This window comes from Xanthomonas bromi (assembly GCF_900092025.1).
GTDB classification, from domain to species: domain Bacteria; phylum Pseudomonadota; class Gammaproteobacteria; order Xanthomonadales; family Xanthomonadaceae; genus Xanthomonas; species Xanthomonas bromi.
This window is the reverse complement of sequence record NZ_FLTX01000039.1, coordinates 21,076-43,464: the sequence shown is the minus strand read 5'-3', so window position 1 is coordinate 43,464 and position 22,389 is coordinate 21,076. Positions and strand designations below refer to the sequence as shown.

Sequence of the window (22,389 nt, the reverse complement as noted above, 5' to 3'; positions counted from 1 at the left end):
CCAGGTGAACGGTCCGCCAACTGGATCACTGCAGGCTTAACGAAACCCGAGCGCCGTATTCATCGAACCTCAGCGAAAGTCGCGGTGACAGGCCTCGCAGGCATCGGAAATGCGGCCGTGCACCCGGACGATCGCCTTGCAATCGGCCAGCGGCACGCGTTGCGCCTGATCCAGGGCGGCACGCAGCGCCTGTGCGTGCTCGCCGAAGCGGCGGTCTTCGCCGATCTCGGCAAATGCCGGCTCGATGTCTTCGGCCAGCAGGCGCAGCGATTGCAGCCGCCGTTGTTGTTGCGCCGGTGCGCAGGCGGTACTTGCATTGGGCTGCAGCGCGCGCAACTGGTAGGCCATGACCTGCATCAGGCTGTCGGGCACCGGGTCGCGTCGCGCCTGTAAGGCGTTGACCACCATGACGGTGGCGACCAGGCCGATCAGCATGCCCAGCCCCAGCATGAACGCGTAGCGGGCCGCGCGGGATTGAGTGGGAGGCAGGGCATGCATGAGGCGGCTCCTGGGATGCAATGTTCGTCGCGGCGGCGTGGGCGCGCCCTGAGCGGGGCGCGTAAAATAGGCCGATGAAAGCACAATGGCGTGAACGCTTTGCCGGTATCGACCGGTTGTATGGGGTCGGCACGGTCGAGCGCTTGGCGGCGTGCCGCGTGGCAGTCGTCGGCATGGGCGGCGTGGGATCCTGGGTGGTCGAGGCGCTGGCACGCACCGGGGTGGGGCACATCCGGCTGATCGATGCCGACGATTTGTGCGTTTCCAACACCAACCGGCAGTTGCCGGCGCTGGCCGGACACTACGGCCGCAACAAGGCGCGCGCGATGGCCGAACGCTGCCTGGCGATCAATCCGGACATCCAGGCCGATGCGGTGGAGGCGTTCCTGACTTCCGGCAATATCGAAACGTTGCTGGGCGAGGGCTTCCATCTGGTGATCGATGCCTGCGACAGTTTTCGGGTCAAGGTGGAAACCATTGCCTGGTGCCGGCGGCGCAAGCTGCCGCTGTTGACCGTCGGTGCGGCCGGTGGGCGCACCGATCCCACCCTGGTGCGCGTGCGCGATGTCTCGCGGACCGAGCACGATGCGATGTTGGCGCTGATCCGCAAGAAGCTGCGCAGCGAATTCAACTTCCCCAAGAACCCGCAACGCTACTTCGGCGTGCCGGCGGTGTATTCGCTGGAAAACGTCAAATATCCGCAGGCCGACGGCAGCGTCTGCGGTATCCGCCCGCAGCTCGATGCCGATGCCACGCTCAAGCTGGATTGCGGGGCCGGTCTGGGTGCGGCCACGCATATCACCGGTACCTTCGCATTCGTGGCGGTAGGCAAGGCGCTGGAGATGTTGCTCAAGCCCAAAGCTGCCGCGGCGGCCCCGCCGGTTGAGGCGGTTGCAGCCTCGTGATCTCGGGCGCGCACTGCGCGGTCGTCGCTACGCGAGCGCACTGACGCACCGTCCGCGGTTAGTGCGGTAAGCCGAACAGGCTGCGTGCGTTGGCGGTGGTCTGCGCAGCAATGTGCGCCGCGTCTTCGCCGCGTAGTGTGGCGATGCAGTCCAGCACTGTGCGCAGATGCGCCGGTTCGTTGCGTTGGCCGCGCATGTTGACGTCGGGCTGATCCGGCGCGTCGGTTTCCAGCAGCAGGTGTTGCAGCGGCATGCTGGCCACCAATCCGCGCAAGCGATTGGCACGTGGATAAGTCACAGGGCCGCCCAGGCCGATCATGAAATCCAGTTTCCACAACTGTCGCGCCTGCTCGGGGCTGCCGGCAAAGCTGTGCACCACGCCGCGCAGGCCACCGACCGCTTTGATGCGGGCGATGACTTCCTCGGTGGCGCGGCGTGCATGCACGATCAGCGGCAGCTCGAACCGTCTGGCCAACTGCAACTGCCCATCGAAGTAGTCGCGCTGCGCCTGCGCATCCAGCCCGTCGACGAAAAAATCCAGACCGCACTCGCCGATCGCGCACGGCTGCTCGCGTTCTATCCATTCGGCCAGCAACTCCAGATGCGCCGGGCGGTGTTGATCCAGGAACAGCGGGTGCAGTCCGTAAGCAGGGTAGAGGCCGGGGGTCTGACTGCAGACCGCACGCAGGCCCGGCCAGCTGGCGGCGGTGACCGCCGGCACCACCTGCTGCATGACTCCTGCGGCCTGCGCACGCGTAATCACCGCCGGACGGTCGTGGTCGAACTCGCCTGCGTCCAGATGGCAATGGCTGTCGATCAACTGCATCAGTCGCGGCGCGCGGGTGTGGGCAATGGCGCCTTGCGGGTTTTCCAATTGGCCAGCAGCAGCGTGGTCAGGCCGAACAGCACTTCGTCCAGAAACGGGATCGGATCCGGAATGACCAAATCCACCAGGAACAGCGCGGCTGCCAGCTTGAACAAGGTGGGGTAACGCAGCGTGCTGGCCCACTCCAGCGCGCGTGCGGTCAAGGGATTGCGCATGCGAATGCTCCGTCTGTTAGAGATGCATGAAGTAACCGCTAGCTGAACTTAACCGTCGTGTTCATGAGCGAGGGCGTTTTCGTTCAGGGTTCGCGTGCTGGAATCACAACCGTCAACAACGCGGTGCGTCCGCAGGGAGCTGGTTATGAAGAGCAACACGACAACTATACTGGTCGCTGCTGGTGCCTTGCTGGTCGGCGGCGTGGCCACTGCCGCTTTCATGAATAACCGCCCGTCTTCCGGCGATTTTGTGGCCAATGGCCAGCCTGCGCCGCGTGGTCTGGAATATGCCGATGTGGTCAAGGTTGCCCCGATCACCCAGCGCGAGCCGCAGTACGCGCAGGTGATCAACAGCAATGCCATCCGCGAAACCACGACCAGCACCTCGCCGCGCGAAGTATGCCGCGACGTGGTGGTGCAGGAACGTCTGCCGGAGCGTGATGGCAATGTGGGCGGCACCGTGGCCGGTGCGCTCATCGGTGGCCTGATCGGCAACCAGGTGGGTGGCGGTAACGGCCGCAAGCTGGCGACCGCCGCAGGTGCAGTGGGCGGTGGCTTCATCGGTAACCGCGTGGACCGCAATCATGTGGGTGGACGTGTGGTGGATCGCACCGAGCGCCAGTGCCATACCGAAAATGCCAACTCCTCGTCCTCGCGCGTGGTCGGCTATGACGTGACCTACCGCAACGCCGATGGCACCACCGGCACCATGCGGATGGACAGCAAGCCGGGCGAGCGCATCTCGCTGGGCGACGCCGATAACGTGGTGGCCTACGACGTGACCTATCGCTACGACGGTTTCGAAAAGACCGTGCGCATGAACGACAAGCCGGTGAGCGAGCGTCTGCCGGTGGTCGATGGTCAGCTGGTGACCCAGACCGCATCGACGGTGGGGGACGCCAACATGCGTCAGGATGGTTTGAGCACCCGTCAATAACGGGCAGGCCACGCCGCACGAGATAACGCAGTAGTGAGAAAAGAGCCGGCATTGCCGGCTCTTTTCGTTGATGCCGTTCCCAGGCTGGGCGGCACCGCGCTGTGCGGCCTGCAACTGGCAGATAATCGGTCTCTCCTTGCGATGGAAGCCAACATGCCGGTGCGCCCTGATGACCTGTTCGACGTACGCGCGCTGCTCACCGACGAAGAGCGGGCGGTGCAGGAAGCGGTAGCGCGTTTCACCGACACGCGGGTGGTGCCGGCGATCGGCGATGCCTTCGATGCCGGGCGCTTCCCGCGCGAGTGGATCCCGGAATTGGCGGAACTCGGGTTGCTGGGCGCCAGCCTGCCGGTACGCGATGGCGGCGCGGGTCTGGGCGCGGTCTCCTACGGGCTGATCTGCCAGGAACTGGAGCGCGGCGACAGCGGGTTGCGCAGCTTCGTCAGCGTGCAGTCCTCGCTGTGCATGTATCCCATTCACGCCTATGGCAGCGACCAACAGCGCCAGCGCTGGCTGCCGGAGATGGCGGCAGGCCGCGTGATCGGCTGCTTCGGCCTGAGCGAGGCGCAGGGCGGGTCGGATCCGGCCGCGATGACCACCCGCGCGGTGCGCGAGGGCGACGGCTGGCGATTGAGCGGCGCCAAGATGTGGATCACCAACGGCAGCATCGCTGGCCTTGCGATCATCTGGGCGCATACCGACGATGGCGTGCGCGGGTTTTTGGTCGAAACCGACAGCGCCGGTTTCAGTGCGCACGAGATCAGCCACAAGATGAGCCTGCGTGCGTCGGTCACCTCGGGTCTCTTTCTGGAAAATGTGTTCGTACCGGAGCAGATGCGGCTGCCGGAGGCGGCCGGCTTGAAGGCGCCGCTGAGTTGCCTCAACCAGGCGCGCTACGGCATCGCCTGGGGCGCGATCGGCGCGGCAGTGGCCTGCCTGCGCGAGGCGCTGGCCTATGCGGGCGAGCGTATCCTGTTCGGGCGGCCGCTGGCGGCCACGCAGAGCGCGCAGATCAAGCTGGCCGACATGGCGCGGCGGAATTTCCACCGCCCAGCTACTGGCCTTGCAGCTCGGCCGCTTGAAGGAGGCCGGTACGCTGCGGCCGGAACAGATCTCGCTGGCAAAGTGGAATAATTGCCGCATGGCGCTGGATGTGGCCCGCGAGTGCCGCGACCTGCTGGGAGCGGCCGGCATCACCACCGAGCATGTGGCGATCCGGCATGCGCTGAACCTGGAATCGGTGATCACCTACGAGGGCACCGAGACCGTGCATCAGCTGGTGGTGGGACGTGCGCTGACAGGACTCAATGCGTTTTGACGAGGAATGGGTGTTTGATCAGCAAGGATGTGATGCAACGCCTGCGCGGCGTCTTCTGGACCGTTTGTTCGCTAGCCTGCATGGGCATCGTGCCAGCGCAGGCCAGCGAGGCGCCACGCATGGCGCCGACGCCAGACTGGGTGGTGGCGGATGCCGTGCCCGACAACGTGCCCGGCGCCACCGCGCTGCGCTATGAGCTGGTGTCCGACCAGGTCGATCTGACCGGCCGCGTACCGCAGGCGTACCGCCGGCTCAGTTACACCGTTCAACGCGCCAAGAGCCTGGAGGAAGCCGGGCAGATTTCCATCGACTATCAGCCGCAATACCAGCAATTTGAACTCAACAGCCTGGACGTCTGGCGCGCCGGCAAGCGCATCGACATGCGCACGCAGGCGCACTACGCAAAATTGCGGCGCGAAAGCGGCCTGGAGAATGGGTTGATCGATGGCGCGCTGACGCTGTCGATCACCTTGCCGGACCTGCGCGTGGGCGACCGTGTCGACTATGGCGTGACCATCAGCGGCAGCAACCCGGTGTTCGGCAAAGGCTATTACGACGTGTTCGAGGCACGCTACGGCGTGCCGCTGGGCGAGCGCCGGGTGCGGGTGCGCTATCCCGCCCACATGCCGCTGCAGTGGCGCATCAGTGCGCCGGGGTTCGGCCGCAATGTGCGCACCGCCGATGGGGTCACGCTGCTGAACATCGGCGCCAGCAACGTCGCCGCGGTGCAGGAAGAAAAACATGCGCCGGACGATGTCGACCCTTATGGTTTGATCGAAGTGTCCACCGCTGGTAGCTGGGGCGCGGTGGCGGCCTGGGCGGCGCAGCTGTATCCGGGGTCGTTCAAGGACGCGCGAGTGGCTGCCAGCATGGTGCAGAGCCTGAAATTGCACAGCGACGACCCGCAAGGTGCGTTGCTGCGCGCTGTGGCGTTCGTGCAGGGCGAGATCCGCTACGTCGGCCTGGACATGGGCGAAAACTCGCACGCCCCGCACCCGCCCGAAGTGACGCTGCGTAACCGCTACGGCGACTGCAAGGACAAGGCGACGCTGCTGATCGCACTGCTGCAGCTGGCGGGTATCCGTGCCGAGCCGGTGCTGGTCAACAGCGACAAGGGCCACGGGCTGGAGAAGCGGCTGCCCAGCCCGTACGCCTTCGATCACGTGGTGGTGCGTGCGCATCTGCCGCAGGGAGAGGTGTGGGTGGATGCCACGCGCGACCGCGAAGACGGTCCGTTGGCGCAACGTCGGCCGCTACCGTTCGTGCGCGGATTGCCGGTGCTTGCAGGGCAGGACGCCTTGGTCGACGTCCCGGCGCCGATGCCGGCATTGCCGCAAATCGAAGTGAACGAAGAGGTCACCATTTCGCTGCGCAAGCCGCAGCGCTGGGCAAGCTTCTCGGTAGACACCGTCTATCGCCAAGGCCGCGGCGACCGTGTCGCCAGCAACTTCGACGACGATGGCGCGCAGACCGTGGGCGAGCGCTATCTTGAATTCATGCAGCAGTACTACACCGCGGTGACGCAGGTACGCGTGCCGAGTATCGATGATGCAGACGCGCTGAGTGTGCGCACGCACGAGGCGTACCGGCTGGAGTGGCCGGCCGAGGAGGGCGATGAGCTGGGCTTTCCGTTGTTCCAGCTCGGCGAGTGGATGGACGCGCTACCCAGGGAGGCACGCAAAGGACCCTTGGCGTTGGCCGGCCCGCAACTGGCGCGGCAGACCGTGCGCGTGCAGAGCGACCCGGCGACGCAAGTGAAGGCGCAGACGCAGGTGATCGCCAATCCGTGGTTCCGCTTCTCGCGCAGCATCGCGATGCGCGACGGAAAGATGGTCATCGTGGGCGAGTGGCAGCGCTTCACCGACCGTATTCCGGCCAACGGCGTGGCACGTGCGGCCGCCGACATGGAACGTGCGCGCGACCTGCTGTACTTCAATCACGATCTCAAGCCGCAACGGCGCGCCCAGCCGCCCGACTGGCGTGCGCTCAGCTACCCGCTGGCCGGCTTGCTCGCCTTGCTGGTGCTGCTGCTGGCGTGCTTTTTCTGGTGGCGTGGTGGTGGGCTGGGCGGAATCGTGTTCGATCCACATGCCACGGTGACGCGGATGCCGCAGCACCCCGGTCTGCGTCGGAGCGCCTGGGCCGCGTTTGCGACGACCATGCTGCTGTCGGCCTGGGTGTGGTTGCACGCGCTGCCGTGGTGGGCCAAGGCCGGCGGCGTCGTCACTGTCGTCGCCATCGGCTTGCTCGGATGCGTGCTGCTCAAGCAGATCTTGCGCTGGATGGGCAGCAGCGCCCAACTCGCGCAGGTGCTGCCGGCCGTGGTCGCGCTCAAGGGCCAGGTGGCGTTGCTGCGCAACGGCGCGACCGATCCGGCCGGGATGGCGCAACTGGCGGCGTGCATCTTGCTGCTGATGCTGGGCGGGCTGTGGTGGTCGGTGTGTTCGGTGCAGGCGGTGGCCGCTGCGAGCGGCTGTGCGTGCACACGCGCCTTCGGTGCCTGGGCGCTGACGGTGTCGGCACTGGGCATCCTGATCGCCGCGTTGAGTGTGCCGGTGGCGGTTGTGGCATTCGCCTGAACTCGCTCGACGCGGCAGCGCACGCAAGCGTGGCATCGGCGTGCCGCTGCTGCGTGCAGGGCTTTGCAAAGGCACGCGGGGCTGTGACACTGCCAGCCCCTCGTTGCTGCCGCGGAGCCCGCCAGATGTCGACCGTGCGTCCCCCGTTGACCGTCCATGGCATGTCCAGTTCCGGCAACTGCTACAAGGTGCGCCTGCTGCTGGAACAACTGGGCAGCCGCTATCACTGGGTCGAGGTGGACAGCGTGGCCGGGCAGACCCGCACCCCTGAGTACCTGGCCAAGAACCCCAACGGCAAAGTGCCGATGGTGGAGCGCGACGACGGCCGCGTGTTGACCGAATCCAACGCGATTCTGTTCTGGCTGGCAGAAGGCACCCCGTATCTGCCCACCGACGCGTGGCAGCGCGCGCAGGCACTCAGCTGGATGTTCTTCGAGCAGTACAGCCATGAGCCGTATGTGGCGGTGGCACGTTTCATCAGCCTGTGGACGCCGCGCGATGCCGCACGTCGTGCCGAATTGCCGCAGCTGCGTGTGCGCGGCGAACAGGCGTTGGCGGTGATGGAACAGCACCTGCAGCAGCACGCCTGGTTCACCGCCAGCGACTACGGCATCGCCGATATCGCGCTGTTTGCCTACACCCATTGCGCCGAGGACGGCGGTTTCGATCTGGAGCGTTGGCCGGCGATCACCGCATGGTTGCAACGCGTGCAGGCGCTGCCGCGCTTCGTGCCGATGCCGGCCGCTGCGTTGGTGTCGGCATGAGCCGTCTGCGCGATCTGCACTGTGCTAAGGGCCGCAGGGCTGCGTGCTCGACGGACGTCTGTCTTCACGTTCTTCCATCGGTATCGGCATTCGTCCTGCGCTTGCGCGGGCGGGCGCTGCGCGTGGTGAGTGTCGGCGACGCACGCTTACCCGCTGCCGGCCGGCAGGAGCACTGACGATGTGTGGATTGGCAGGAATATTGCTGGCCTCCCCGCGCCTGCACGGCGAACAGCTCGATGCGCTGGTGCGGCCGATGGGCGCGGCCCTGCGCCATCGTGGCCCCGACGATGCCGGCACCTGGTGCGATGCGCAGGCCGGCGTGGCGTTGGCGCATCAGCGCTTGAGCATTCTGGATCTGTCGCCGCTGGGCCATCAGCCGATGCGCTCGGCCGATGGCCGCTACGTGCTGGCCTACAACGGCGAGGTCTACAACTTCGCGCAGCTGCGCGCGGCGCTGGCCGCGCTCGGGCATCGCTTCCGCGGCCACTCCGATACCGAGGTGCTGTTGGCGGCGGTGGTGGAGTGGGGGCTGGACGACACCCTGACCCGCTGCAACGGCATGTTCGCCATTGCGTTGTGGGATGAGCGCGACAACTGCCTGTTCCTGGCCCGCGACCGCGTCGGCAAGAAACCGCTGTACTACGGTTGGGCCGGCGACACATTGGTGTTCGGTTCCGAGCTCAAAGCCTTGTGGCAGCACCCGGACTTCGACAACGGCGTGGATCGCGATTCGCTGACGCTGCTGCTGCGGCTGGGGTATATCCCAGCGCCGGCCTGCATCCACGAGCACACCTTCAAGCTGATGCCGGGCCGGGTGCTGCGCCTGGATGCGCAAACTGTCGCCGCCGGTGCGGCCGCGCATCGGCCCGATCAGGCGCAGCAACCGTTCTGGAATGCGCGCGAGGCGATGCAGCGTGCGTTGGCGACGCCGTTCACCGGCACCGACGCGCAGGCCGAAGAACAGCTGGACGGCGTGCTGCGCGATGCGGTGGCGCTGCGCATGGTGGCCGACGTGCCGGTGGGTGTGTTCCTGTCCGGCGGCACCGATTCGTCCATCGTCACCGCGATGATGCAGGCGCAGAGCGCGCAGCCGGTGCACACCTTCAGCATCGGCTTCGAAGGCTCGCATCACGACGAAGCGCCGCTGGCGCGCGAAGTGGCCACGCATCTGCACACCGACCACACCGAGCTCTATGTCAGCGGTGCCGATGCGCTGGCGGTGGTGCCGACGTTGCCGGACATGTTCGACGAGCCCTTCGCCGACGCCTCGCAGGTGCCCACTGCGCTGGTGGCGCGGCTGGCGCGCGGCGGGGTGACGGTGGCGCTGTCCGGCGACGGTGGCGACGAATTGTTTTTCGGCTATGGCCGCTATCAACGTGCGCTGCGCAACTGGCGCATGCATGGCCTGGTGCCCGGCCCGCTGCGTCGGCTGATGGCGCTGGCGGCGCGCAGCAATGGCGAGTCCTCGCGCACTGGTGGGCTGGCCGCGTTGGTGGCCGACGCCGGCGCGCGTGGCATCGGCGATATCTACCGCAACCGCATTTCGCGCTGGCGCGACCCGGCCGCGGTGGTGCTGGGCGGCACCGAGCCGGACAGTTTCTACAGCCTGGCAGACCCGCTGCACGGCTCCGGCACGCCGGCCGACGCGATGATGCTGGCCGATTTCGCCGCGTATCTGCCCGACGATCTGCTGTGCAAGGTGGACCGCACCACCATGGCGGTGGGGCTGGAAGCACGCGCGCCGCTGCTGGACTGGCGCGTGGCCGAATTCGCCTGGTCGCTGCCGCTATCGCTGAAGTACCGCGACGGGGTCAGCAAGTATCTGCTCAAACGCGTGCTGTGCCGCTACCTGCCGGATGCGATGGTGTACCGCGGCAAGCGCGGTTTCGGCGCCCCGGTCAGTGCCTGGCTGCGCGGCGATCTGCACGGCTGGGCGGACGACCTGCTGGCGCACGGCGCGCTGCAGCGCGAGGGCGTGTTCGCCGCCAACACCGTGGCCGGACTGTGGCGCGACTTCAACGGTGGCGAGCGCAAATGGCATACGCATCTGTGGACGGTGCTGATGTTCCAGGCCTGGCAGGCGCATTGGCGCGAGCAACGCGCGGCGATGACGCGCTGATCTTGGTCAACGCGTGGATCTTGCGCGCGGCGACCAACCGCTGCGCGGCGTGCGAGACCGCGCTGCAGTTACTGAGTTGTTCGTGACGCTTGGACTGCCGCTCGGACATCAGGCCGGGTAGGGGCGTCAGCGCCTTGCAGACGGAGACGCCGCCGTTTGCGTGCCGCTGCGGTTGATCGACCGGCAGCCTGCACTTCACCGGCTCTGAGCATCGCGCTGAGTAGGGTGGGGCCCTGTTTCCACGGAGCGTCTCCATGAGCAAAGTCACCATCGCCGTGCTGGTCGGCAGCCTGCGCGCAGAGTCGTATAACCGTCAGCTGGCGCGCGCGCTGGAGCATCTAGCCGGCGACAAGGCCGTGTTCGAGTATGTCGAGATCGGCGATATCCCGCTCTACAACCAGGACCGCGATGGCGATTACCCTGCCGAGGGCACGCGCCTGAAGCAGCAGATCCGCGCGGCCGATGCGGTGTTGTTCGTGACGCCCGAATACAACCGCTCGATTCCCGGCGTGCTCAAGAACGCCCTCGACACCGGCTCGCGCCCCTACGGCGATAGCGCGTTTCCCGGCAAGCCGGCAGCGGTGGTGGGCATTTCGGTCGGCGCGATTGGCACCGCTACCGCGCAGCAGCATCTGCGCAACGTACTGGCGTATCTGGATATGCACGTGCTCGGCCAACCGGAAGTGTTCCTGCAGTACAAGGACGGCCTGTTCGGGCCGGACGACCAGATCGCCAACGCCGACAGCCGCAAGTTCCTGCAAGGCTTTGTCGACGCGTTTCTCGGTCTGGTCACGCACCTCAAGCAGTGAGTTGATCACAGCGTTGTCCTGGCGGGCGCGCGTTCGCCAGACAGCCTGCTCATTGCGCCAAAAGCCACGCAGGGCAACGGTCGCGGCTGTTGCGACGGCGCTCGCGTACAAGGGTGATGCACTGACTGTCCACCAGTTATCCACAGAGTTGTGCATGGTCGTCGGCGCCCTTGATGACTATGCTTCCTGCCCTCGTCTCCCCGCGTCAGGTTTGTCCTTTCATGTCCGCTCGTCCTGGTTTCCGTTCCAAGCGCAATCGCGATCGCGACGACGACGATTATGATCGTCCCGAACCGCGTCTGGATCAGTTGCGGGTGCCGCCGCATTCGGTCGAGGCCGAGCAGGCCGTGCTGGGTGGCTTGATGCTGGCGCCGGATGCATTCGACCGGGTCAACGACCAGCTCACCGAAAACGACTTCTACCGACGCGACCACCGGTTGATCTACCGCGCCATTCGCGAATTGAACGAAAAAGATCGTCCGTTCGACGCAGTGACCCTGGGCGAATGGTTCGAATCGCAGGGCAAGCTGGAGCAGGTGGGCGATGGCGCCTACCTGATCGAGCTGGCCAGCACCACGCCCTCGGCCGCCAATATCGCCGCATATGCGGAAATCGTGCGCGACAAGGCGGTACTGCGGCAGCTCATCGAAGTGGGCACCACCATCGTCAACGACGGCTTCCAGCCGGAAGGCCGCGAGAGCGTGGAGTTGCTCGCATCGGCGGAAAAAGCGGTGTTCAAGATCGCCGAAGCCGGCGCGCGCGGGCGTACCGATTTCGTGGCGATGCCGGGCGCCTTGAAAGACGCGTTCGAAGAGCTGCGCAACCGTTTCGAAAACGGCGGCAACATCACCGGCCTGCCGACCGGCTACACCGACTTCGATGCGATGACCGCCGGCCTGCAGCCGACCGATCTGATCATCCTGGCCGCGCGTCCGGCGATGGGCAAGACCACACTGGCGCTGAATATCGCCGAATACGCTGCGATCAAGTCCAAGAAGGGCGTTGCGGTGTTTTCGATGGAAATGTCGGCCTCGCAGCTGGCGATGCGTCTGATCTCTTCCAACGGCCGCATCAACGCGCAGCGTCTGCGTACCGGTGCATTGGAAGACGAGGATTGGGCGCGCGTCACCGGCGCGATCAAGATGCTGAAGGAAACCAAGATCTTCATCGACGACACGCCGGGCGTGTCGCCGGAAGTGCTGCGTTCCAAGTGCCGCCGGCTCAAGCGCGAACACGACCTGGGCCTGATCGTCATCGACTACCTGCAGCTGATGTCGGTGCCGGGCAACAGCGAAAACCGCGCGACCGAAATTTCGGAAATCTCGCGTGGTCTCAAGGGCCTGGCCAAGGAACTCAACGTGCCTGTGATCGCGTTGTCGCAGCTCAACCGCTCGCTGGAAACGCGTACCGACAAGCGCCCGGTGATGGCCGACCTGCGCGAATCCGGCGCGATCGAGCAGGACGCGGACATGATCGTCTTCATCTACCGCGACGATTACTACAACAAGGAAAATTCGCCGGACAAGGGCCTGGCCGAAATCATCATCGGCAAGCACCGCGGCGGCCCGACCGGCTCGTGCAAACTCAAGTTCTTCGGCGAATACACCCGCTTCGACAATCTGGCGCACGACTCGGTGGGTAGCTTCGAGTAACGGCCTTGCGACCGCTCTGTAGGCGGTTGCAGGTGGCAGTTGGACGTCAGTGGCGCCGTGTAGCACACGCCTTGGCTGTTAGCATGCATCTAGGTGTTGTCGCGACGGTAACGCCTCAGCAAGCCACTGCGACGCAACGCTTGCCGATGCGCCCGCACGTCGAGCAAGCCGGGCATCGCGCCATCGTTGCGCCGGCTGGCTTATGCTGCGCAGCCTCACCGCTGCCGCCGAGTTCGTATGTCATACGCCATCGTCTGGTTCCGTCGCGATCTGCGTCTGGAAGACAACCCGGCCTTGCAGGCTGCACTGGATGCTGGGCACCAGCCGATTCCGCTTTACATCGACGCGCCGCACGAAGAGGGCGAGTGGACACCGGGCGCGGCCTCGCGCAGCTGGCGGCATCGCTCGCTTGCGGCGCTGGATGGGAGCTTGCGTGCGCTCGGCAGCGGCCTGGTCATTCGCTCCGGCAACAGCGCGCAGGTGCTGGATGAGGTGATCGCGCAGACCGGCGCGGTGGCGGTGTACTGGAATCGCAAGTACGAGCCAGCCACGCAGCCACGCGATGCGCAAATCAAGCGCGAATTGCGCGAGCGCGGGATCGAGGCACAGAGCTGCAATTGCGCATTGCTGTTCGAGCCGTGGCAGCTGTCCACGCAGCAGGGCGGCCCGTACAAGGTATTTACGCCGTTCTGGCGCAATGCGTTGACGCAGTTGCAGCTGCCCGACACGAAGCCGGCGCCGCGCAGCCTGCCGCCGCTGCCTGCGACGTTGAAGACCGAAGCGCTCGACACGCTGCAGTTGGTCCCGCGCGTGAACTGGGACCAGGGCTTCTGGGAGCACTGGCAGCCCGGCGAAGCCGGCGCGCATGAACTGCTGGAGATCTTCATCGACGGTGCGCTCGACGGGTATCGCGAAAATCGCGACCGGCCTGATCGTGTCGGCACCTCGCAGCTGTCGCCGCATCTGCACTTCGGCGAGATCGCGCCGTGGCGGATCGCCGCTGCGTTGAACGCACAGCGCAACGCGCGCAACGGTGCGGAGATCGATGGCTATATCCGTCAGCTGGGCTGGCGCGATTTCGCCTATCACCTGTTGCACCATTTTCCGGACACCACCAACCAGAATCTCAATCCGCGCTTCGAAGGGTTCGACTGGGCCAAGGCCGATCCGGTCGCGCTGCAGGCCTGGCAACGCGGCCGCACCGGCATTCCCATCGTCGATGCGGGCCTGCGTCAGCTCTGGCACACCGGCTGGATGCACAACCGTGTGCGCATGATCGTTGCCAGTTTTTTGTGCAAGCATCTGCGCGTCCACTGGATCGAAGGCGCGCGCTGGTTCTGGGACACGCTGGTCGATGCGGACCTGGCCAACAACACGCTGGGCTGGCAGTGGGTGGCCGGCACCGGTGCCGATGCCGCGCCGTATTTCCGTGTGTTCAATCCGGTGACGCAGGCGGAAAAGTTCGATCCGCAAGCCACCTACATCACGCGCTGGGTGCCCGAACTCGGCAAGCTGGCAGTGAAGGAGCGCTTTGCGCCGTGGCAGCATCCGTTGTCGCTGGCACGCCTGGCGCCGGAGTACCCGCGCGCGCCCATCATCGGGCTGGCCGAGGGGCGCGATGCGGCCCTGGCGGCGTATGCGAAGACACGCGGGTAGCGCATCTGCGTCGAGTAGGTGCGTTGCTGCGGATAAACGCGCAAGCGCTTTTGCGCCGGGCTGCCACAGCGATCGATGCACTGTCGGCGCAGCTGGTTTGATCGGCGTGTGATTGGAGTCCGGTGTGGTCGTCTCGGACTCCGATCTTTCGAAGACGTTCGGACTCCGATCTTTCGAAGACGTCAGGTCAGCGCGCCGTCTGTAGTGCAGGCGTTCAACAGCCGAGATTGTTTACGCCGTTTCTGTTGCCGGATGGCTGCGGGCACGCGCGCTGCCGCTCGGTTTCGCGATGCGTGCTGTCGAAAACGTTTTCCTGAATGGTGAGCCTGCTGCGGGCTTTTCATGCGCGCTTTCATCATGTGCCAGTCGCGTGGCGCTGTTTATCCTCGCCCACACGATTGAGTGCCGGACGATCCGGCGAATAGGAGAACACCATGTCCATAGCAGCCACCAAGAGTCTTGCCGTTGCGCTGGCCAGCGCCATTGCGTTGTCCGCCTGCGCGACCGGCGGTTCGTATGTGCAGCGCGATCAGTACGGCGACCAGACCCAACAGCAGAATCGCACCGGGCGCAACGCGCTGATCGGTACGGCCATCGGTGTGGCTGCCGGCCTGCTCACCGGCGACAGCGCCACCGAACGCCGCCAGCACGCGATGATCGGCGCCGGTATCGGTGCGCTGAGCGGTGCGGCCGTGGGCCAGTACCAGGATCGCCAGGAGCGCGCACTACGTGAGCGCACCGCCAACACCGGCATCGACGTGCAGCGCCAGGGCGACAACATCACCTTGAACCTGCCGGACGGCATCACCTTCGACTTCGGCAAATCGGCGTTGAAGCCGCAGTTCTATGGCGCGCTCAACGGCGTTGCCTCGACGCTGCGCGAATACAACCAGACCATGGTGGAAGTGGTCGGCCATACCGATAGCGTCGGCAGCGATGCAGTGAACCAGCGTCTGTCCGAAGAACGCGCCGGTGCCGTGGCGCAGTACCTGACCGCGCAGGGCGTGCAGCGCGAGCGCATGGAAACCATGGGCGCCGGCAAGCGTTATCCGATTGCCGACAACAGCACCGATGCCGGACGTGCGCAGAATCGTCGCGTCGAAATCCGCCTGATTCCGTTGCGCGCGGAAGGCGCTGCCAGCGATACCGGTATGCGTTGAGGGCTCGCATTCATGCGGCGCACGGCGAGTGATTCGCCAGCGCCGCAGTCATGAAGCAGGCCGCGAAAGCGGCCTGTTTTCATGGTGTCGACTGAAAATTCGCAGAGCGAAAAACGTGCTGTCTGCTAGCGTCAGTTCCTCCTCTGCGCGTCCCCTCACCCGCCCTTTGGGCCCCTCCTCCCGGTGGAGAAGGGGTAAGCGAGGCATCTTCAGAGCGTCATCTCAGTCTGGCTTACGCAGTTGCGTGTTCCAGAATGCGCTTGCCTTCCGCACGCTGGGCTTCCAGTTCGACTTCCACCTCCGCCTCGCTGTTGGCTTTTTGCGCAGCCAGCCGGGCAGGGCATTGCGCCATCATGTAGTCGGCGTCGAAGTTCATCCGCGTGACCAGGAAATCCACGAACGCGCGCACCTTGGGCGAGACCAATCGACCGCCGGCAAACACGGCATTGAAATCCACTTCCGGCCCGGTCCAACCAGCCAGCACGCGACGCACCAGGCCCGATTGCACGAAGGGTTTGGCCATCACGTCGCCGGTCAGCAACAAGCCTTCGCCGCACAGCACCGCACCGTTGAGCGCTGCCGTATCGTTGGCCACCATCAGCGGATTGACCGGGAAATCGCGCACATCGCTGCCGTCGCTGAGCGACCAGAAAAAGCGGTTGTTGTGCACGTTGCGGTTCTTGCGCAAGGCGAGCGTGCGGTGGAATTGCAGTTCGTCCGGGTGCAACGGTTCGCCATAGCGTTCGATGTACGACGGGCTGGCGAACACCTGCGTGCGCAAGCTGCCGAGCTTGCGTGCCACCAGATTGGAATCGGGCAGGGCGCCGACACGCAATGCCAGATCGGCTTCGCCGCCGATCAGGTCCAGTTTCTCGTTGCCCAGATGCATATCCAGCTGGATTTCCGGATATTGCGCATGGAATTCGCCCAGCAACGGCGCGATCCAGGTGATGCCCAGCGAATACGGCACGGTGAAACGCAACCAGCCGCGCGGGCCGGATTGCAGTTGCCCCACCGCGCTTTCGGCTTCTTCCAGCTCGCGGGCGATGCGCTGGCAATGTTCGTGGTAGACCGAGCCGGCTTCGGTGAGACCGATGCGGCGTGTGGTTCGATGCAGCAAGCGCGCGCCCAGGCGCGTTTCCAGCTCCTGCACCTTGCGGCTGACGGTGGTCTTGGGGAGGCCAAGCGCGTTGGCCGCGGCGATGAAACTGCCTTGTTCGACCACCTTGACGAAGATCAAGGTGTCGTTGAGATCGTGAGTCATGGATTGCCTTCCGGGGGCGCAGGAGGAATTAGACCGCTTACGGGACGATTATTCCCCTAAATCCGGACTAATCAAGTGCTGCTTTGAGGCCTAGCTTATGCAGCATCCCTTCAACGCAGGAGCACGGCCATGTGGTTGTGCGATGTTTTCGGTTTGCCCTCCAGTACCCGCAATGCGATTGAAAGCGCATTCGATCCGGTCATTTCCGCTGGAAATCGGCCTCGCAGCAGCGTTTCGCACGAATTCTTCAGCTCGCCACGGCGGCAGGCTGGCGGCGCGCCTGCACAGCGGACTGGACTGCAAACGCGCTGGGCACAGCGTGGAATTGTCCCGATCTCGGGAGTGAAAGTCCCATGATTGGGATGGTCCAATCCGAAACAGCCGTCATCGGTGGCGCCGGGAATGTGGGCGCAGGCGTCGTTGCCGCGCTGCTCGACGCCGGTATGCCGACCGTGGTGATTGGGCGCGATGCCACCAAACTCGCCGCGCTGCGCGCGCAGCATTGGCACTCGCCATTGCTGGACACGGTGAAAGGGTCGGTTGGCGACGATGCCTCGGCGCAAGCGCTGGCCATCGAACTGGCACAGCGCCAGCGGCCGCTGGCGGCGGTGATCGCCAGCCTGGGCAGCCCGCTCAAGGCCGGCCGCCTGCTCGACCGTCCGATCGCCGCGCTGCGCCGCCGGATGGAGCGCGATGTGTTGCCGCACCTGGCTGCTGCCCGTCACTTGTTGCCGCTGCTGGCCGAAGCCGATGGCGGCGGGCGTTACGTGTTGCTGGGCAGCCCGTGCGCATTGCGTGCCTGGTCCGCGCACGGCGATATGTCGATTGCCGCGGCCGCCACCCGCATGCTCGCTCAAGTGCTGCACGAAGAAGCCAAGCCGCTTGGCGTGCGCGTGCACCTGCTGTCGGTCGAGCAGCCAGTGTGTACCCCCGGTCGCAGCAAGGACGTGTGTCCGGAATGGATCCGCGCCGTGGATCTCGGTCGCGCCGCCGTTTCCCTGATCGCCGGGCCCGGCCAGCCCGGACAAGCCATCGTGACCGTCAGTCGTCGCCCCCAGGCCGCACCGTCGGCGAGCCGGCTGGCTGGTCTGCAAGTTCCCATCCCCACCCGAGAGATTTCCCCATGATCACGAACGCCCCCCCGTTCCGTTTTCCCTTGCGTACCGTGTTGGCGGGCGCCGTGCTCGCGGTCGTGCTGGCCGGTTGCGGCAGCAAGGCTGCCGAGACCGGCGCACCGCCGCCGCCCAGCGTCAGCGTCGCGCCGGTGTTGATGAAGCAGATCAGCCAATGGGACGAATTCAGCGGCCGCATCGAGCCGGTGGAAAGTGTCGAGTTGCGTCCGCGCGTGTCCGGCTACATCGACAAGGTCAACTACACCGAAGGTGCGGAAGTGAAGAAGGGCGATGTGCTTTTCACCATCGACGAGCGGAGCTACCGCGCCGAGTTCGCGCGTGCCAATGCCGCGCTGGTCCGCGCCCGCACCCAGTCCACGTTGGCCCGTAGCGAGGCGGCACGCGCGCGCAAACTGTCCGAGCAGCAGGCCATCTCCACCGAAACCTGGGAGCAGCGCCGCGCCGCCGCCGATCAGGCCGATGCCGATTTGCAGGCCGCCCAGGCGGCGGTGGACACCGCCAAGCTCAACCTGGATTGGACACGTGTGCGCGCACCGATCGACGGCCGCGCCGGGCGTGCGATGGTCACGGCCGGTAACCTGGTCACCGCCGGCGACAGCGCCAGCATGTTGACCACCCTGGTGTCGCTGGACAAGGTGTTCGTCTATTTCGATGCCGACGAAGGCACCTTCCTGCACTATGCGCAGATGGCCCGCAACGGCGAGCGCCCGGACCAACGCGGCGGCGAGTTGCCAGTGCGTATCGGGCTGGTCGGCGAGCAGGGTTTCCCGCATACCGGTCGCGTGGACTTCCTCGACAACCAGGTGACTCGCAGCACCGGTACCATCCGCGTCCGCGCGGTGCTGGATAACGCGCAGCGGCAGTTCACGCCGGGGTTGTATGCGCATGTGCAGCTGCTGGGCAGCGGCCAGTTCAAGGCCATGCTGGTCGACGAAAAGGCCGTGCTCACCGACCAGGACCGCAAGTACGTCTACGTGGTGGACAAGGACGGCAAGGCGCAGCGCCGCGATGTGGAGCTCGGCCGCAGCGCCGATGGTCTGCGCATTGTGCGCACGGGTCTGGCGGCCGGCGACCGCGTGGTGGTCGACGGCGTGCAGAAGATCTTCATGCCCGGCATGCCGGTCGATGCCAAGACCGTGGACATGGCACCGGCGGCGGACAAGCGCACCGCTTCCAACTAGGTCTCGCCAACGCACGTTGCGCGCAGTCGCGCCTGTCCGGTGATTGCGCACCACCTGCCACGGCTGCACTGATGTATCGCTGCATCGCAAACCATGACCGCCGGTCTCCCCGTCAGGCCGTCCGGGGCTGTTGTGCCGCGCCGCCGCCCGGCGGCAACCTCTTTCAGGACCACCCCAATGGACTTTTCCCGTTTTTTCATCGACCGGCCGATCTTTGCTGCGGTGCTGTCGATCATCATCTTCGCGGCCGGCCTGATCGCCATGCCGTTGCTGCCGATCAGCGAATACCCCGAAGTGGTACCGCCGAGCGTGCAGGTGCGCGCGGTGTATCCGGGCGCCAACCCCAAGGTCATCGCCGAGACCGTCGCCACGCCGCTTGAGGAAGCCATCAACGGTGTGGAAAACATGATGTACATGAAGTCGGTGGCCGGCTCCGATGGCGTGCTGGTGGTCACCGTGACCTTCAAGCCCGGCACCGATCCGGACCAGGCACAGGTGCAGGTGCAGAACCGCGTCAGCCAGGCGCAGGCGCGCCTGCCCGAAGACGTGCGCCGGCAGGGTGTCACCACCCAGAAGCAATCGCCGACGCTGACCATGGTGGTGCATCTGACCTCGCCCAAGGGCAAGTACAACTCGCTGTACCTGAGCAACTACGCGTTGCTCAAGGTCAAGGATGAATTATCGCGCCTGCCTGGCGTGGGCCAGATCCAGATCTTCGGTGCAGGCGACTACGCCATGCGCATCTGGTTGAATCCGGACAAGGTGGCTGCGCGCGGGCTCACTGCCAGCGACGTGGTCGCGGCGATTCGCGAGCAGAACGTGCAGGTTTCCGCTGGCCAGCTCGGCGCAGAACCGATGCCGAACAAGAGCGACTTTCTGCTGTCGATCAATGCGCAGGGCCGTCTGACCACCGAAGAAGAGTTCGGCAACATCGTCATCCGTAGCGGCAACAGCGGCGAGATCGTGCGCTTGAGCGACGTGGCGCGTCTGGAGCTGGGCGCCGGCAATTACACCTTGCGTTCGCAGCTGGACAACCAGAACGCGGTGGGCATGGGCGTGTTCCAGTCGCCCGGTGCCAACGCGATCGAATTGTCCGATGCGGTGCGCGCCAAGATGGCCGAGCTGGAAAAGCAGTTCCCGCAGGACATGGCCTGGTCGGCGGCGTATGACCCCACCGTGTTCGTGCGCGACTCCATCAGCGCAGTGGTGCACACCCTGCTGGAAGCGGTGTTGCTGGTGGTGCTGGTGGTGATCCTGTTCCTGCAGACCTGGCGTGCCTCGATCATTCCGTTGCTGGCGGTGCCGGTGTCGGTGGTGGGTACGTTTGCCGCGCTGTATTTGCTGGGTTTTTCGATCAACACGCTGAGCCTGTTCGGGCTGGTGCTGGCGATCGGCATCGTGGTCGACGACGCGATCGTGGTGGTGGAAAACGTCGAGCGCAATATCGAGGAAGGCCTGAGCCCGTTGGCGGCTGCGCATCAGGCGATGCGCGAAGTGTCCGGGCCGATCGTCGCCATCGCACTGGTGCTGTGCGCGGTGTTCGTGCCGATGGCGTTCCTGTCGGGCGTGACCGGTCAGTTCTACAAGCAGTTCGCGGTGACCATCGCCATTTCCACGGTGATTTCGGCGATCAACTCGCTGACCCTGTCGCCGGCGCTTGCAGCCATGCTGCTCAAGGCGCATGACGCGCCGAAGGACGGCCCGTCGCGGTTGATCGATCGGTTGTTCGGCTGGTTGTTCCGCCCGTTCAATCGTTTCTTCAACAGCAGCTCGCACAAGTATCAGGGTGCGGTGTCGCGCAGCTTGAGCAAGCGCGGTGCGGTGTTCATGGTGTATCTGTTGCTGCTGGTCGGCACGGGTTTCATGTTCAAGATCGTGCCGGGCGGCTTCATCCCGACCCAGGACAAGCTGTACCTGATCGCCGGGACCAAACTGCCGGAAGGTGCGTCGCTGGAGCGCACCAACGAGGTGATCCGCCAGATCACCCAGATCGCACTGCAGACCGATGGCGTGGACCACGCGATTGCGTTCCCGGGGCTGAATCCGCTGCAGTTCACCAACACGCCCAACACCGGCACGGTGTTTCTGACGCTCAAGCCGTTCAGTCAGCGCACCCGTAGCGCGTCGCAGATCAATGCGGAAATCAATGCGCGCATCAGCCAGATCCAGCAGGGCTTTGCGTTCGCTTTCATGCCGCCGCCGATTCTTGGCCTGGGGCAGGGCTCGGGCTACTCGCTGTACATCCAGGACCGTGCCGGTCTGGGCTATGGCCAGTTGCAGAGTGCGGTGAATGCGATGTCCGGCGCGATCTCGCAAACGCCCGGCATGCAGTACCCGATCGGCACCTACCAGGCCAACGTGCCGCAGCTCGATGCCAAGGTCGATCGCGACAAGGCCAAGGCCCAAGGCGTGCCGCTGACCAACCTGTTCGACACGCTGCAGACCTATCTGGGCTCGTCGTACATCAACGACTTCAATCGCTTCGGCCGCACCTATCAGGTGATCGCCCAGGCCGATGGACAGTTCCGCGATAGCGGCGAAGACATCGCCAACCTGCGCACCCGTAATGCCAATGGCGAGATGGTGCCGATCGGCAGTATGGTTACGCTGGGCCAGACCTACGGTCCGGACCCGGTGATCCGCTACAACGGCTACCCGGCCGCCGACCTGATCGGCGAAGCGGACCCGCGCGTTCTGTCGTCCACCGAAGCGATGCACAAGCTGTCCGGCATGGCGCCGCAGGTGCTGCCCAACGGCATGAACATCGAATGGACCGACCTGAGTTATCAGCAGTCCACCCAGGGCAACTCGGCATTGATCGTGTTCCCGATGGCGGTGCTGCTGGCGTTCCTGGTGCTGGCCGCGTTGTATGAAAGCTGGACGTTGCCGCTGGCGGTGATCCTGATCGTGCCGATGACCTTGCTGTCTGCGTTGTTCGGTGTGTGGCTGACCGGTGGCGACAACAACGTGTTCGTGCAGGTGGGCCTGGTGGTGTTGATGGGCCTGGCGTGCAAGAACGCGATCCTGATCGTGGAGTTCGCCCGCGAACTCGAAATGCACGGCAAGGGCATCGTCGAAGCCGCGCTGGAAGCTTGCCGCCTGCGTTTGCGCCCGATCGTGATGACCTCCATCGCCTTCATCGCCGGCACCGTGCCGCTGGTGTTCGGCCATGGTGCCGGCGCCGAAGTGCGCTCGGTCACCGGTATCACGGTGTTCGCCGGCATGCTGGGTGTGACCTTGTTCGGCCTGTTCCTGACCCCTGTGTTCTACGTGGCGCTGCGCAAGTGGGTGACCCGTCGCGGTCCCGCTGCACCGGCTGCCGTTTCGCATGATGCCGTCAAGGCGTGATCTACCCAATCCCTCACTTTTAAGG

Annotated in this window: 17 protein-coding genes and 1 pseudogene; 14 read left to right on the top strand and 4 right to left on the bottom strand. The window is 65.3% G+C overall.

The features are described from left to right. Window positions 1–69 precede the first annotated feature (69 nt). The gene (locus XBLMG947_RS12530) at window positions 70–498 is read right to left on the bottom strand and encodes a hypothetical protein (protein ID WP_065469012.1); all 429 of its coding nucleotides are present in this window, start codon (window positions 496–498) and stop codon (window positions 70–72) included. A gap of 74 nt (window positions 499–572) precedes the next feature. Here XBLMG947_RS12530 and XBLMG947_RS12525 point away from each other — a divergent pair, with 74 nt between their 5' ends. Continuing rightward, window positions 573–1,403 (top strand): tRNA threonylcarbamoyladenosine dehydratase, encoded by an 831-nt coding sequence (locus XBLMG947_RS12525; protein ID WP_065469011.1) that lies wholly within the window; start codon window positions 573–575, stop codon window positions 1,401–1,403. A gap of 58 nt (window positions 1,404–1,461) precedes the next feature. Here XBLMG947_RS12525 and XBLMG947_RS12520 read toward each other — a convergent pair whose 3' ends face one another. Next, on the bottom strand, window positions 1,462–2,229 hold the full coding sequence (locus XBLMG947_RS12520; protein ID WP_065469010.1) for a TatD family hydrolase: 768 nt from the start codon (window positions 2,227–2,229) through the stop codon (window positions 1,462–1,464). Next, window positions 2,229–2,444 (bottom strand): DUF6116 family protein, encoded by a 216-nt coding sequence (locus tag XBLMG947_RS12515; protein ID WP_065469009.1) that lies wholly within the window; start codon window positions 2,442–2,444, stop codon window positions 2,229–2,231. Before XBLMG947_RS12515 ends, XBLMG947_RS12520 begins: the two co-directional genes overlap by 1 nt. A gap of 145 nt (window positions 2,445–2,589) precedes the next feature. On the opposite strand from XBLMG947_RS12515, the gene XBLMG947_RS12510 reads away from it, so the two are divergent. From XBLMG947_RS12510 to XBLMG947_RS12470, 9 genes and pseudogenes are all read left to right on the top strand, one after another. Beyond that, the gene (locus XBLMG947_RS12510) at window positions 2,590–3,381 is read left to right on the top strand and encodes a glycine zipper 2TM domain-containing protein (RefSeq protein WP_065469008.1); all 792 of its coding nucleotides are present in this window, start codon (window positions 2,590–2,592) and stop codon (window positions 3,379–3,381) included. A 141-nt stretch (window positions 3,382–3,522) separates the two neighbouring features. Continuing rightward, window positions 3,523–4,699 (top strand): annotated as a pseudogene (locus XBLMG947_RS12505) (acyl-CoA dehydrogenase family protein). 80 nt (window positions 4,700–4,779) lie between these two features. After that, complete coding sequence (locus tag XBLMG947_RS12500; protein WP_065469077.1) at window positions 4,780–7,278, top strand: DUF3857 domain-containing transglutaminase family protein; 2,499 nt, start codon at window positions 4,780–4,782, stop codon at window positions 7,276–7,278. Window positions 7,279–7,403: 125 nt separating this feature from the next. Continuing rightward, window positions 7,404–8,042 (top strand): glutathione S-transferase family protein, encoded by a 639-nt coding sequence (locus XBLMG947_RS12495; protein ID WP_065469007.1) that lies wholly within the window; start codon window positions 7,404–7,406, stop codon window positions 8,040–8,042. A gap of 178 nt (window positions 8,043–8,220) precedes the next feature. Then, window positions 8,221–10,161 carry an asparagine synthase (glutamine-hydrolyzing) gene (gene asnB / locus XBLMG947_RS12490; RefSeq protein ID WP_065469006.1) on the top strand — a complete coding sequence of 647 codons (1,941 nt, stop codon included), beginning with the start codon at window positions 8,221–8,223 and terminating at the stop codon, window positions 10,159–10,161. Between the two features lie 254 nt (window positions 10,162–10,415). Next, window positions 10,416–10,970: an NADPH-dependent FMN reductase gene (locus XBLMG947_RS12485; protein ID WP_065469005.1), complete on the top strand. Its 555-nt coding sequence runs from the start codon at window positions 10,416–10,418 to the stop codon at window positions 10,968–10,970. Between the two features lie 221 nt (window positions 10,971–11,191). Next, window positions 11,192–12,622 (top strand): replicative DNA helicase, encoded by a 1,431-nt coding sequence (locus XBLMG947_RS12480; RefSeq protein WP_010380278.1) that lies wholly within the window; start codon window positions 11,192–11,194, stop codon window positions 12,620–12,622. Between the two features lie 237 nt (window positions 12,623–12,859). Next, window positions 12,860–14,278, top strand: a complete 1,419-nt coding sequence (locus tag XBLMG947_RS12475; protein WP_065469004.1) for a cryptochrome/photolyase family protein — start codon at window positions 12,860–12,862, stop codon at window positions 14,276–14,278. Window positions 14,279–14,712: 434 nt separating this feature from the next. Beyond that, window positions 14,713–15,438: a YiaD family glycine zipper/OmpA-like lipoprotein gene (locus XBLMG947_RS12470; RefSeq protein WP_065469003.1), complete on the top strand. Its 726-nt coding sequence runs from the start codon at window positions 14,713–14,715 to the stop codon at window positions 15,436–15,438. Between the two features lie 232 nt (window positions 15,439–15,670). Here XBLMG947_RS12470 and XBLMG947_RS12465 read toward each other — a convergent pair whose 3' ends face one another. Further along, window positions 15,671–16,702: an XC_2801 family transcriptional regulator gene (locus XBLMG947_RS12465; RefSeq protein ID WP_065469002.1), complete on the bottom strand. Its 1,032-nt coding sequence runs from the start codon at window positions 16,700–16,702 to the stop codon at window positions 15,671–15,673. Between the two features lie 129 nt (window positions 16,703–16,831). Here XBLMG947_RS12465 and XBLMG947_RS12460 point away from each other — a divergent pair, with 129 nt between their 5' ends. The 4 genes from XBLMG947_RS12460 to XBLMG947_RS12445 all read left to right on the top strand — a co-directional run bounded on the left by XBLMG947_RS12460 (window position 16,832) and on the right by XBLMG947_RS12445 (window position 22,364). Next, the gene (locus XBLMG947_RS12460) at window positions 16,832–17,059 is read left to right on the top strand and encodes a hypothetical protein (protein WP_065469001.1); all 228 of its coding nucleotides are present in this window, start codon (window positions 16,832–16,834) and stop codon (window positions 17,057–17,059) included. Continuing rightward, window positions 17,056–17,829: an SDR family oxidoreductase gene (locus XBLMG947_RS12455; protein ID WP_065469000.1), complete on the top strand. Its 774-nt coding sequence runs from the start codon at window positions 17,056–17,058 to the stop codon at window positions 17,827–17,829. The genes XBLMG947_RS12460 and XBLMG947_RS12455 overlap by 4 nt, the downstream gene beginning before the upstream one ends. Next, window positions 17,826–19,016, top strand: a complete 1,191-nt coding sequence (locus XBLMG947_RS12450) for an efflux RND transporter periplasmic adaptor subunit (protein ID WP_065468999.1) — start codon at window positions 17,826–17,828, stop codon at window positions 19,014–19,016. Before XBLMG947_RS12455 ends, XBLMG947_RS12450 begins: the two co-directional genes overlap by 4 nt. A gap of 177 nt (window positions 19,017–19,193) precedes the next feature. Then, window positions 19,194–22,364 (top strand): efflux RND transporter permease subunit, encoded by a 3,171-nt coding sequence (locus tag XBLMG947_RS12445; protein WP_065468998.1) that lies wholly within the window; start codon window positions 19,194–19,196, stop codon window positions 22,362–22,364. Window positions 22,365–22,389: the final 25 nt, after the last annotated feature.